Genomic DNA, 12,748 nt, shown 5'->3' on the forward strand with positions numbered 1-12,748 from the left:
CCACTCATCGGGGCTGCCGTGTTAGTTCGACCCGCCCCGCCGCAATTCCTTCTTGTATTTCAAACTTGTCAGAAATTAAAAGAGAATCACGCTTCGAAGAACGTCGCCGCCCTCCATCGCATGGAACGCTTCGTTCACCTTATCCAGCGTCGTCGTCGCCGTCACCATCTCATCCAGCTTGAGCTGTCCCTGAAGATAGAGCTGGGCGAGCAGCGGGAAATCATTCGACGGCAGCGCATCGCCGCAGTGGCAGACTTTGATCGTCGCCTTGTTCCAGTAAACGCCCGTATCCATATTTCCAAAATTTAAGTTGACGTGCTGCTCATCCTCGGGCAGGCCGATATGGACGGCCGTTCCCGCATACGCCAGCGACGCGATCGACTGCTCGATGGTCTTCGGGATCCCCACGGCTTCATAGGCAAAGTCCACGCCTACTCCATCCGCGATCTCACGAACCCGCGCGACCGGATCGCCCTGCGAGGCGTTCACCACGTCCGTCGCGCCAAAGTTCTTCGCCCACTCCAGTTTGCGCTCGGAGAGATCGACGGCGATGATCCGTTTCGCGTGCGCCAGCTTCGCGCCCTGAATGACGGAGATCCCGACGCCGCCGCAGCCGAAGACTGCGACATTCGCTCCCGCGAAGATCGGCGCGGTGTTCAGGGCCGCGCCCACGCCCGTAATGACTCCGCAGGCGATCAGGCACGCTTTGTCCAGCGGCATTTCGGCCGGCATTTTGATCGCTGCTTTGGAATGAACAACCGTATGGGTGGAAAAGGTTCCGCAGCGCAGCACTTGCGATAACAACGCTCCATCTCGCTTGCGGCGAATGCGCTGTTTGGGACGCAAGGCAACCCAGCAGCGGCGCGGATCGCCGCGCAGACACGCCGGACACTGCTCGCAAGGCGCCCGGTACGCGATCACCACCGGATCGCCCGGCTTCAGATTTGTCACGCCCTCGCCGACGGCCTCGATAATCCCCGCGCCCTCATGCCCCAGGAGGATGGGAAACGCCATCCCCATGCCGTTCATGTTCTTCACATGAAGATCCGTATGGCACACGCCCGAAGCGACCATCTTGACCAGCACTTCGCCCGGCCCCGGATCTTCCAGAGTGATGTCTTCCAGCTCCACATCGCGTCCCGCCTCGTTCAGCACGGCGGCGCGTCCTTCATAGGGCATCGTGATCGTCTCCTGCCAAAAAGTTTGTCCGTGTCATTATAGTCGTGAATGTGGGATACGTCAACCGGGGGCATCCTAGCTTTCACAACACCCGCGTCCGTTTCGCGAGGGCCTTGCGGGTTTGCAGCGCCGGGATATTGTTTCGGATCAGGCTTTGCTCCAGCAGATGGAAAAACGCCTCACGATCCGGGCCGCGCACCACGGCGCGCTCGTGCGCTTCGCTGAGCGCGACCGGGTACCCCTGCCCTTTGGCCGATTGGTCGAAACAAAGCACATGGACGCGGTTCAATAGGTCCGGGTTCTCGGCAACCCAGGCGGGGATCTCCACGCGCGCGATTTCGCCGCCGGTGTTGAAGTAAAAGAACGAGATCTTTTGCGCGTCGGGATATTGCTTGATGACGGGAGAATTGCTGCCAAAGACCGGGGAGCGCTCGCCCGGCTGCGTGAGAAGCGCCGAGAAGAGCTGCGCGTCGGTGACGCCGACCAGCTCGCGGCAGAGGGCGTCGAGGCCGTGTTCGCAGCCTTCAGCGCACAGGGAAAGACGCAGGGCGCCCACAACGTCCCGGTGCGCGGGACGGCTGACATAGCCGGCGACGGGGGTGCTGCATCCCTGCGCGGCTTCGAGCATCTGGCAGAATTCGGCGATCACGCGATCCTGCTCTTTGTCGGATTCTCCCTGAAAGATATAAACAATGAGAGGATCGTCCACGAGAGCGACGCAATGGCGTTCGTGGTTTTCGGCGATCAGCGCGGCGAGCGCGGCGCTCTCGGCCAGCAGACGACGATTGGCGATCATCTTCTCCGACAGCGGGATCGTTTCGCCGCGATCGTCCTTCGGATAGATGTCCTCATCCTTGTAGAACAGCGTGGCCTGCGAAGACAAACGCGGGCGATCCATGCCGCCGTAATGCAGCACGATTTCGCCGACATTGATAAGATAACATTGGGCGATGGCGTGCCGGTCCAAAGGGATCTGAGAACCGTCGGTGGCAATCGCCGTGTAATTGGTGGGAGCGGCGTAGGGCAGCGGGCAGGAGGCGGCGGGCGATTCATCGCTGCACGACGCGACGAGCCAGGACGCCTTTTCCGGAGGCGAATCGATCTTCGTCTTCGCCGCCGTCCAGTCATCCCCGCTGAGACGCGCCTGTCGCAGCGCCGTCGCCAGCTGGTCCGCGATCTTTTGGTAACGCCGTTGCGCCTCGCCGCCCACCGCGCCGATATCCGCGAGCACCTGATGAAGATCGAGCATAGCTGATATTATAGCACAGGAGGCAATGAGGCCGTCCGCATCGCACGCCTAGCGCGCCGAATAGAACGCCGCCCAGTCGGCGAGATACACGGCGCCCCAGAGGCGCTCTAGCGGCGTATCGCCATCCAGAGAGATCTGATGGCATGGGCCGCTCATTTCCCGCGCCGCCACTTCCGACTGTCGACTCAGCGTCGGCGTCTCCGCGCCCTCATGCAGCACAATGCCGGTGAAATCCGCGCCGCCCGCGATATGGGCCGCCGGTCCCGCGTTCAGATATCCCAGGGGGCTCGGCAGATCGTCGTAAAGCGCGAAACGCTCGGCCACGATCCGAAAGCGCGAGCGCCAGGCGCGCGCGGCGGCGGAGGCGATGGCGCCCTGGCCGAAGATAACCGGCGTCGTGTCCTCCAGCGCCGCCGAAAGCTGGCGGGCCGGATTGGAATCCGCGGGCTGCTCCGGCGCAAAGGCGCGAAGCTGCCGGCGCAGCAGGCCGAGAGTTTGTTTCGCCTCCGCCTCGCCGTCCGCCAGTCGTAAGTCCGAGGGCGTCGACGCGCTGCTGAAGGCGCCCCAAAGGGCGAAGAACAGCGCGGAAAGCTCGATAGACGACACCAGCGAGGCTTCGGGCAGCAGGATCTTGGGGAAATCCTGCGCGTCCGCCATCTCCATCAGGCGACCGCCGCCGGCGATCACCACAATGGCCGCGCCCCTGGATACGCCGTCAGAAAGCGCATGCACCGGCTCGTCGGCGTCCCCGCCGGCGGACATCACGATCACCAGAGTGTCATGGTTGACGTAGGCCGGCAGGATGGGCTCCGAGCAAACCAGGACGGGGACGGCGAGAGACGCCCCAGCCGCCGCCGCGAACAGGTCGGCCGCCAGCGCCGCCTGCCCCACCCCGGCGATCACGACCGAGCGCGCGCCGGATCGCCCCGCCAGAAAAGAACTGCGCAGCGCTTGCTGAAATACGTCAGCCGCGATCTCGGGAATACGCTGCACATCATTGAAGAGCGAGTTACCGTCCATCATATTCGTTAACCTGCCGCCCGAAGCGCCGGCTTCACGATCTGGTCGATCGCGACGGCTTGCTCCAGCAGTCCGCGCAGGTCTTTCAAATGGAGCATCGTGGCGGCGTCGGACAGCGCGTGCTCCGGATCGGGATGCGCTTCAATGAACAATCCGTCCACGCCGGCCGCCACCGCCGCGCGCAGCAGGTGCGGAATGAACTCGCGCTGGCCGCCGCTGCTCGTCCCCAGGCCGCCAGGCTGCTGCACGGAGTGCGTGGCGTCGAAAATCACCGGGTAGCCGAGAGACCTCATCACCGGCAGCGATTTCATATCCACGACCAGCGTGTTATAGCCGAAGCTGGCGCCGCGCTCGGTCAGCAGCAGATTGGAATCACCCGCGCCGACCACTTTGTCGACGATGTTTTTCATGTCCCAGGGCGCCAGAAACTGCCCTTTCTTCACATTGATGACGCGGCCCGTGGCGGCGGCGGCGAGCAGCAGGTCCGTTTGCCGGCACAGGAACGCCGGGATCTGGAGCACGTCCACCACCTCCGCTACCGGGGCGGCCTGCCAGGACTCGTGGATGTCGGTCAGCACGGGAACGCCGAACTCGGCTTTGATCGCCGCGAGCACTTCCAGCCCCGCCTCCAGCCCCTTGCCGCGAAACGACGAGCCCGAGGATCGGTTCGCCTTGTCGAAGCTCGCCTTGAAGATATAAGAAAGGCCCAGGTCGCGGCAGACGGCGCTCGCCTCCGCCGCGACTTCGCGGCAAAGGTCGAGGCTTTCGATAATACAGGGGCCGGCGATCACCGCGAGCGGATTTCCATCGCCAATTCGATAATTCTGGAGAGTGACTTCGTTCATACAGGTCCTTCAGCGCCATCGCAAAGACAGCGCTCCAAATAAAAACAGCGGACGTGTTGCAACGCCCGTGATCCCCTGCTCTTTCGAGACGCCCCGCCGCTTTTCCTGCTCTTTCCACGCCGCGATAGGAGAAGGCGCGCCTTTCCCATGCTACAATAGAGGGATTTAACGACACGACGATACGGAGATAAGAATTTGCTGAGATGGTCGCGGGTGCGACTCTACCTGTCTATCATTACGTGCGAGGGCCTCATCGCGACGATGCGGGAGCGGGTGCAGTTTACGCCGAACACGAAACGATATCGTTCTCCCAAGCCAAGCTCCAAAGCGCAGAAGTCCGCGGCGCTCACATTCGAGCCGCCGCTCTGGGACTACTGTGGATCGCTGCACGTGCATTCCACGTACAGCGACGGCGCGGAGCCCATTTCCGGAGTCGCCGCCGCCGCCAACGAAGCGGGCCTGGACTTCGTGCTGATGTGCGACCACTCGAACCTGGACGCCATCACCGACCGCCAGACCGGATGGAGCGGATCGACTCTGGTGATCGTGGGCACGGAAGTGACCACGGACACCGGGCACCTGCTTGCCGTGGATGTCGAGCCGGATTACCTCCCTTCGCCGCACGAAGCCGTCGCGGCGCAAAAGCATATTCTGGACAAAGGCGCTATCGGCTTCATCGCGCTGCCCTGCGATCTCAAGGATAGCTGGCGCGACTTCAGCAAGCACGTGGACGGCATCGGCCTGGAAGTCTTCAACCTGAGCGCGATCGCGCGCACCAAGATCAATGTGCTCGGCTTCATCTCGATCTGGCGGCGATACCACAGCAAGCACCGGATGCGCGCGTTCCATCTCGTCTCGGCGCGGCCCGACGAAGAACTGCGGCTCTGGGATCGGATGATGCGCGGCGAAAATGGACAGGCGCGCAAAGTCGTCGGGATCGCGTGCGTGGACGCGCACGGCGTCATGAAGTTCATGGGGAAGACTTATTACTTCCCCACCTACAAGGAAGTGTTCCAAACCCTGCGCACCCATGTCCTGCTTCCCACTCCGCTGCGCGCCTCCGATGACGCCGGCGCGGACGCCCAGAACGTGCATAACGCCATCCGGCGCGGGCACTGCTATATGGCGTACGACAACTTCGCTGATTCCCAGGGGTTCCGATTTCACGCGCTCAGCAGCGACGGAAGCGCCGCCGCGACGATCATGGGGGACGCCGCGAATATCTCTTCCGGCCAGGGGACGTTCGATCTTCAAGCCGTAACGCCGAAGAAAAAGAGCTTTATGCGGCTTCTGAAGAACGGCGAGATCGTTTCCTCCGGCCCCGGAAACAATCTGCGATATCGATGCAAGGGGCCAGGCGCTTACCGCGTCGAAGCATACCTGTACAAATTCCGCATCGGACCACTCTACTTCGGCGTCAAGCCCTGGATCTTCAGCAACCCGATCTACCTGGCCCATTCTTCAAACTGATGGGCTGGGCGCGGGCGCTTCGTCCGCAAGAAACGCCTCTACGGATTCCCAAACTCTTTCCGGCGAAGTTCCGCGCATACAGGCCATGAAACTGTCCCCCGCAAGGGGGCAGTTTGCTTTGTAGCAAGGGGCGCAGGACACGGTATCGTCATACAAAAGCGCGGACCGTCCAAATAACGGGGTGTAGTCTCGCGGCCGCGTGCTGCCATATATGGCGACCAGCGGCGTGTCCAGCGCGGAGGCGATATGCAGAAGACTGGTGTCGCCGGTGACCACCACGCTCGCCATCTCCACCAGCGCCGCCGTCTCGCGAATGTTCGAAAGCGCGCCGGCGGCGACGATCGGATGCGCGCGCTCCGCTTCCGCCGCCACGCGGCGCGCCAGCTCGGTTTCGCCGGGGCTGCCGGTCACGATCAGGTTGCATCGATCGCTCAGCAGATCCGCCAGCTTCCCAAAATTGGCCGCCGGCCAGCACTTACTGTCCTGACTGGCGCCGGGATGCAGGAGGACGATTGGTTTCTGAGGATCGTAACCGGCGGCGTCCAGAAAATCCTGTGCGGACTTTCGGTCGCCCGACGTCACCGCCACGACCATTCTTTTGTCGAACGGCTCGGGGACGCCGAGACTGATCGCCGTCAGCAGATAACTGTCCGTCGTGTGCATCGGCGTCATGCGAGCGACTACCGACGTGTAGTACTTCCGGAGTCTTTGCTGTTCGTCGCCGGGAAATAAGCCGATACGGACGGGCGCCGCATTAAACCACAGCATCCACCACTTTTCCGCGTTCAGCGCGATGGACATGTCGAACTTCGCGGCGTTGAGTTTGCGCCGCAGCGCAAACGAGGTCTTCAAATAGGGAATGACTTGCCCGGCCCGAAAATAACGCAGCCAGGGAGCCATGTTGAACGCGATCACCTCATCGACAAGTTCTGAGCCTTTGAGGATCTCCGCGTAACGGCTATCCGCAAGCCAGGTGATATGACAGCCCGGGTATTGCCGGCGCAGCGCCCGCAATAGCGGTGTCGCCACCAGGATATCTCCCAGCGCCCAGAGCTTCACGATTAATATCTTCATAGCCAGGTTACTTGGCGACGATCTGTTCGAGGATCTCGATGTAACGCGGCATGATCACTTTCCAATCGAAATCCGCTTCGCAGTAAGCTCGTATCTCCTTGCGGTATCGTTCGTTTTCGTCGATCGCTTTTTGAATGGCGGCGGGAATATCGTCTTTTTCAGGATCGATGGCGTAAATCCAGGGAAGGCTCAAGTCCAGATTGTGGGACGCCTGCGGGCTTACCACGAGCGACACGCCGGCCGCCATAGCTTCGGAGAGCACGGCGGCGTGCCCTTCCCCGTCGCTGATCAGCACCAGGCACCGATAGTCCGTAAGGTTCTCTTGGATCTGGTCGCGGCTCCACTCGCCGATATAGTGCGTATTGCGCTCGTTGACGACGAAGTCGATCTCCGGATCGATGGGGCCCGCGAAGTCACACACGACATCGGTTTTGTCGAGCTTGCTGGCGAGCAGGGTCTGCTTCTTTCGCTTTTCCACGCGCGCCAAACAGATCGCGTCCTTAGTACCCTTCGGCTTCCACTTCAAACTGGCGCAGTTGATGCCGTTCGGGAGCACAAACATCCTTGCCGTCGCGCCTAAACGGCGGAACGTCTTTTCAATTTCGGGACTGATCAGCAGGAGGTTCGGCGCTTTTTTCAGATTCTGGAAGATGCGCGGATAAACACTGTTCCAGTGTTCCGGAAACGCCGCATAGCCATAATGCGTGGAGATCAAAAGATTGAATTTGAAGATCTTCGTCAGGGGAATCCAGTATTTGCTCGAATTGTCCAGATGCAAATGGACAATATCATAAGTCCAGGGTTTCGTACTGATCGCCAGCGGCACTTTTTTAATGCCGCGCGCGGGAACGTTGCAGATATCGACTTCGTGCCCCGCCGCCCGCAACGCAGTGGCCTGCTGCCAGATCAAGTTCTCCACACCGCCCCAGCGCGGCGGCGGGATCGGAATCCCGCCGCCCGATACGAGTAATATCCTCATTCTTCAAACTACTTTCCGATTAAATTCCGTTGAAAATTTCGACGCGGCAAAACGCTGGGATCACTCGCGGCAAACAGGACGCTAAGCGGCGAACGCCTTGCGATAGGCTCCCGCGCCGCGCACTTTGTCGTACTCGCGCTGATACAGCGCTTCGATATGGTCGGTCATCACGCTCAGGGAAAAGTGTTCGCAAACGCGCGCGTAGCCCTGGGTTCCCATGGCTTTGCGCAGAAACGCGTCGCCGGCGAGGCGAGCGATCGCGGACGCCAGCGCGGCGGAGTCCGAGACGGGGACCAGCAGCCCGGTCTCTTCTTCTTCGATCATTTCGGGGGTTCCGCCCGCGAGCGTACCGATAACGGGTTTGCACAGCGCCATCGCCTGCTGCACCACGGCGGAGCAGGGCTCGTTCCAGGTTGACGGGAGCGTCACGATGTCCATCGCCTGGATCGCGTTATTGACATCGTCGCGAAACCCCGTGAAGAGAAACTTGTCGGCGACGCCCATTTCCGTCGTCAAATCTCGGATTTTCTGCTCATCCGGACCGCTGCCAATGATGACATACTTAACCGGATACTTGTCGCCGAGGATCTTGGCCGCTTCCACCAGGACGCTATGCCCCTTCTCAGGAGCGATTCGCCCGACAATGCCCACGGCGACATGGTCGTCGGGGATCGCCAGTTCGCGCCGCATTTCCTTGCCGTTGACCGAGGTTCGGCGGAACGCTTCGACATCGGTGCCGTGATAGATTGTTTCCAGCTTCTCGGGGGAGACGCCGCAGTCGATCAGAGTGTCCCGCACGGAATTCGAAACGGTGACCATCTTTGTGAACAGCACCTTGCTGTAAAACATCGCCCCGATCCGGCTCTTGAACGGATACGGCATGTGGCGCGAAAGGATCCGCACCGGAACGCGCTCCGCGATCGCCGCAATCCCGGGAACCACCATATCGCGGCTCCAGTGGACATGAACGACATCGGCCTTACGCTCGCGAAAGATCTGGCGCAGCTGAGAAAAATCGGTCCAGTCCAGCTGATGTTTGACAGTGGCCGGCGCCGTTTGAAGGCCCATCGCCTTAGCGCGCTCGTCGATCCACAAGCCGGGCCGGCAAACGACGGTCACATCATAACCTCGCTGCCGCAATTGATCGGACAGGTTCAGAATGTGGAGTTCCGCTCCGCCCCAGCTCGCAAAGCTCGACGCCACCTGTAACACAGAAAGACTCATATCGACTTGTTATCCCCACTCGTCTTTTCCGCGCCGTACGCCTCGCAGACCTTCGAGATGATATTCGTGGTGGAACGTCCAGCGATCAAAGACAGAATGCGGACCTCGCCGCCGTAGCCGCGCACCACCGGCGTCTCCGGGAGATCTTCCAGGCGGTAGTCGCCGCCCTTCACATACAGGGCCGGCCGGACTTGCTCGATCACCGGCACGGGTGTTCTTGAGCCGAAGAGAACGACATAATCGACCACGGCGAGCGCCGCGAGCATCTCCGCGCGCTCGTCTTCGGAGACGATCGGGCGCAGGTCGCCTTTGAAGCCGCGCACCGAAGCGTCCGTGTTGACGGCCACGATCAGCGCATCGCCCAGCGCGCGCGCCTCGGCAAGATATCGCGCGTGGCCGACATGAAGTATGTCAAAGACGCCGTTGGTAAAGACGATCCGTTCGCCCGCCTCCTGGCGCGCCGACACGACCTCCGCCAGCCGCTCGACCGTCAAACACTTGTTACGATACCATGGGAAGGCGCCGTCCACGATTTCTCCTCAAATTCCAGCCCAGTCGCTCCGTCACGGCGGCGATCACGTTCTCAACACTCAGATTTTGCATGCACATCACGTCGCCGCGCGCGCAAAGCCGGTCGCGGCACGGAACACAGCTCAGCGTCCGGTCGATCAGCACCGTGGCGTTCTCGCCGATCGGCCCGGTTCGGTTCGGGTCCGCCGCGCCGCTGAGCACGACCATCGGAGAGCCGACCGCCGCGCCGATATGCATCGGCCCCGTATCGCAGGTCAAAAACGTATCCGCGCGCGCCAGCAGGGCGCCCAGTTCTTTCACCGTCAGCAGGCCGGCCAGATCGATAATGCGCGGATCGACGGCGGCGACAGCGGCGGCGAGGCTGACTTCATCCAGCGCATCCATCACCGTCCGAAAGCTTCGCGGCGCTCCGGTCACGATCACTTGGCAGTTGGGCGTCTGGGCGAAGTGCGCCGCCAGGGCCTGAAATCGCTCCAGCGGCCAGCGGTTGATCGGGCGAGACGCGGAGGGATTGATCACGAGCAGCTTCGAACCTTCGCGCCAGCCCATCGTCCGCAGTTTGATCTCCAAACTCGCGTACGCGGTCTCCGGCGCGATGAAATCCATTCGGCGATCCAGGACTTCCAGAATCCCGATCGCGCGCAGTTCTTTTGAAAAATCGTCGATCGCATGCGCCACTCGGCCCGTGCTCGGGTCCACGCCCATCTGTTTGTGGAACGTCACCCGGGTCTTTGCGCCGGTCGCCCACGCCATCAGAAACGACTTGGCGCTGGGATGCAGGTTGATCACAAGGTCGTAATTCTCGCGCGAGAGACGACACAAGAATGGCGCGAAGTGATCGATCCGAGAATCGATTCCGCGCTTATCGAAGGTCAGCACGCGCCGAACCAATGGGTTGCCCGTGAGCGATTCCGCCATGCCGCCGCCGACCACGAAATCGATCTCCATTCCAGGAAAGGCATGGGAAAGGGCGCGAACACAGGGGGTCGCAAGCAAGATATCCCCCATCCCGCCAAACCGGATAATAAGCGCTCGTCGAAATTGCATGGGGCTACCTATTATACCAAAGGAACGGTTCACTTCGCAAGCAAAGACGCCTCCAGCAAGCGGCGCGCGGCCGCCACCACGGGCTCAACGTCGATCCCGTCCATCCGGCCATTGGGCGATTCGATCACGCTGCGGCGCTCCCCGTAATTGCCCCATTTGCGCGGGTTAGTCGGGCCGAACAGCGCCACCGTCGGCGCCCCCAGCGCAACCGCCGAGTGCATCACCGCCGTGTCGTTGCCGACAAATAATCCCAGCTGCTCGATCACCGCCAGGGAGCCGCGCAGGTCGCACTGCCCGATGAACGACACCGTTTGGCGCAGCGTCTCCTCCGAACACGCCGCCAGCATCTCGGCGGCGGCGTCCTGCTCATCCGGGCCGCCGACAAGAACGATCCGCGCGTTCGGATCGGATGCGGCCAGCGTGTCGGCCACCAACGCGAAGCGCTCCGCGCTCCACCGCTTGCCGGGCAGGCTGGCGCCGGGCTGAATGCCGATCAGCCGGTGCGTCTTCCATCCCGATCCAAGCGCCGCTTCGATCCGCCACTCAGCTTCCGCGCGCTCCTCGGAATTGATCCAAAGCTCCAGCGCCGAATTGATCTCCGCCTCCGGCGCCACCGACCGGAGCACGTCGAAATAGCAGGCGATCTCGCTTTTCTCCCGGTCGTACGGCACGCGGCTGCTCAGCAGCGGGCCACGCCCTTCCGAATCAAACCCCGCGCGCCCGCGCGAGCCCGCGACCCAGGTCAGCAGCGCCGAATGGAACGAACGGTTGAGGATCAAGCAAAGGTCGAAGCGGCCGGCGTGAATGCGCCGGACAAAGCGCCAGAACGCCCGCTGGCCGCGGTCGCGCTTGTTGGGATCGAACTCGATGATCTCGTCCAGATACGGATTGTTCTTGAGCAGCATCCGGGCGTTTCGGCCCGTCAGCAGCACGATCCGCGCGTCCGGCCAGCGCCGCCGCGCGGCTCGGAAGACCGGGATCGCGAGCAGCGTATCGCCGATGAAGCGAAATTTGGTCACGATCAAAACGTGCTTCGGCTCGTTTGTCACGGACGGCTTTGACGACGGCTCCGCGTGCCCCCGGGCCTCGGACGGCGCCAGCGGAAGCTGGCGCATTGGATTATTCCGGCGCAGCAGCGACCGAACCGCCAGCGCCGCTTCCTCGGGCGTGATGGCGCGCATGCAGTCGAAGCGCCCTTCGCAGGTTGGATGGTTGCCGCACGGCGCGCAGTGCAGCGCTTTGTAGATCGATTGCGACTCTTCGTCGTACGGGCCGGTAATCCGGGGATCCGTCGAGCCGAACAGCGCGATCACGGGCGCCCCAACCGCCGTCGCCAAATGCATCGGCCCGGAGTCGGCGCTCAGCAGCGCCCGGCTGCGCCGCAGCAGCGCCGCCAGCTGAGGGATGGAGGTTTTGGAGACAAGATTCACCGGCTGCGCGACCCGGACACGCCCGAGCACGTCTTTTGTCAGCGCCTCATCCTCCGGCCCCGAGCCGATCAGCACCAGCTGATGGTCCGACAGCTCATCCAGCACGGCGGCGAAGTTCTCCGCCATCCACCGCTTCTGCGGCCGGGTGGCTCCGACATTGACCGCGACAAGATCGCGCTCCAGATCGATCCCTAGGCGTGCGAGCAATTGATCCGTCTCGACGACAGCCTGCGGATCCACGGCGACCGTGAGGCTGCGATGCGCGGGGCGAGCGTCGTTGGGGACGTGGACGGTGTCCAGCATAGCGTCCGCCATATGCACGGCGTTGGTATGGCGCAGATCGGTCAGAAAGCGGTTCATCCCCCGGTTGGCCTGCCCGACGCGCACGGGAGTCCCCGCGACAAACGCCGTCAGCGCATAGGCCGGCAGCGGCGGCAGGATCACGACATCGGTGTACTTGCCTCGTTTCAGCGTTTGGAAGAGCTGCTTGCAGCGGCCCCAGCTGTCGCGCGCCGTGCGCGGGATGATCTTGTCGATATCGGGATTGCCCGCGAGAACGCCGGCGGCGGCGCCGCTGCCGACGATGGTGTCGATTTGAGCGTCCGGATACGCGCGCCGCATCGCCGCCATCGCCGGCGTCGTGAGCAGCGCGTCCCCGAGATAATTCATGTTGACGACTAGAATCTTACGCGTCATAGAT

At 62.3% G+C, this 12,748-nt stretch carries 11 protein-coding genes; 1 reads left to right on the forward strand and 10 read right to left on the reverse strand.

Annotation, left to right across the window (positions count from 1 at the left end; all coding sequences use genetic code 11):
- Positions 1-75: 75 nt before the first annotated feature.
- The 4 genes from D5261_RS25710 to kdsA all read right to left on the reverse strand — a co-directional run bounded on the left by D5261_RS25710 (position 76) and on the right by kdsA (position 4,293).
- Positions 76-1,179 carry a Zn-dependent alcohol dehydrogenase gene (locus D5261_RS25710; protein ID WP_119319289.1) on the reverse strand — a complete coding sequence of 368 codons (1,104 nt, stop codon included), beginning with the start codon at positions 1,177-1,179 and terminating at the stop codon, positions 76-78.
- Between the two features lie 82 nt (positions 1,180-1,261).
- Positions 1,262-2,428 carry a DNA double-strand break repair nuclease NurA gene (locus D5261_RS25715; RefSeq protein ID WP_119319288.1) on the reverse strand — a complete coding sequence of 389 codons (1,167 nt, stop codon included), beginning with the start codon at positions 2,426-2,428 and terminating at the stop codon, positions 1,262-1,264.
- Positions 2,429-2,476: 48 nt separating this feature from the next.
- Positions 2,477-3,451: an SIS domain-containing protein gene (locus D5261_RS25720; protein WP_119319287.1), complete on the reverse strand. Its 975-nt coding sequence runs from the start codon at positions 3,449-3,451 to the stop codon at positions 2,477-2,479.
- A 5-nt stretch (positions 3,452-3,456) separates the two neighbouring features.
- A complete protein-coding gene (kdsA, locus tag D5261_RS25725) occupies positions 3,457-4,293 on the reverse strand; it encodes a 3-deoxy-8-phosphooctulonate synthase (protein WP_119319286.1) in 837 nt (278 codons plus the stop codon).
- Positions 4,294-4,488: 195 nt separating this feature from the next.
- On the opposite strand from kdsA, the gene D5261_RS25730 reads away from it, so the two are divergent.
- A complete protein-coding gene (locus D5261_RS25730) occupies positions 4,489-5,763 on the forward strand; it encodes a CehA/McbA family metallohydrolase domain-containing protein (RefSeq protein WP_119319285.1) in 1,275 nt (424 codons plus the stop codon).
- On the opposite strand, the gene D5261_RS25735 is transcribed toward D5261_RS25730, so the two are convergent.
- The 6 genes from D5261_RS25735 to waaF all read right to left on the reverse strand — a co-directional run bounded on the left by D5261_RS25735 (position 5,755) and on the right by waaF (position 12,744).
- A complete protein-coding gene (locus tag D5261_RS25735; protein ID WP_119319284.1) occupies positions 5,755-6,837 on the reverse strand; it encodes a glycosyltransferase family 9 protein in 1,083 nt (360 codons plus the stop codon). The two genes, D5261_RS25730 and D5261_RS25735, sit on opposite strands and share 9 nt — an antisense overlap.
- Positions 6,838-6,844: 7 nt before the next feature.
- Positions 6,845-7,816: a glycosyltransferase family 4 protein gene (locus D5261_RS25740; RefSeq protein WP_119319283.1), complete on the reverse strand. Its 972-nt coding sequence runs from the start codon at positions 7,814-7,816 to the stop codon at positions 6,845-6,847.
- 81 nt (positions 7,817-7,897) lie between these two features.
- Positions 7,898-9,040 (reverse strand): glycosyltransferase family 4 protein, encoded by a 1,143-nt coding sequence (locus D5261_RS25745; protein WP_119319282.1) that lies wholly within the window; start codon positions 9,038-9,040, stop codon positions 7,898-7,900.
- Positions 9,037-9,570, reverse strand: a complete 534-nt coding sequence (gene rfaE2 / locus D5261_RS25750; RefSeq protein WP_218025465.1) for a D-glycero-beta-D-manno-heptose 1-phosphate adenylyltransferase — start codon at positions 9,568-9,570, stop codon at positions 9,037-9,039. The genes D5261_RS25745 and rfaE2 overlap by 4 nt, the downstream gene beginning before the upstream one ends.
- Entirely contained in the window at positions 9,542-10,618 is a 1,077-nt protein-coding gene (locus tag D5261_RS25755) for a glycosyltransferase family 9 protein (RefSeq protein WP_119319281.1), read from the reverse strand. The genes rfaE2 and D5261_RS25755 overlap by 29 nt, the downstream gene beginning before the upstream one ends.
- A gap of 29 nt (positions 10,619-10,647) precedes the next feature.
- Positions 10,648-12,744, reverse strand: a complete 2,097-nt coding sequence (waaF, locus tag D5261_RS25760) for a lipopolysaccharide heptosyltransferase II (protein WP_119319280.1) — start codon at positions 12,742-12,744, stop codon at positions 10,648-10,650.
- Between the last annotated feature and the right edge of the window lie 4 nt (positions 12,745-12,748).

It is taken from the genome of Capsulimonas corticalis (genome assembly GCF_003574315.2).
GTDB lineage: Bacteria > Armatimonadota > Armatimonadia > Armatimonadales > Capsulimonadaceae > Capsulimonas > Capsulimonas corticalis.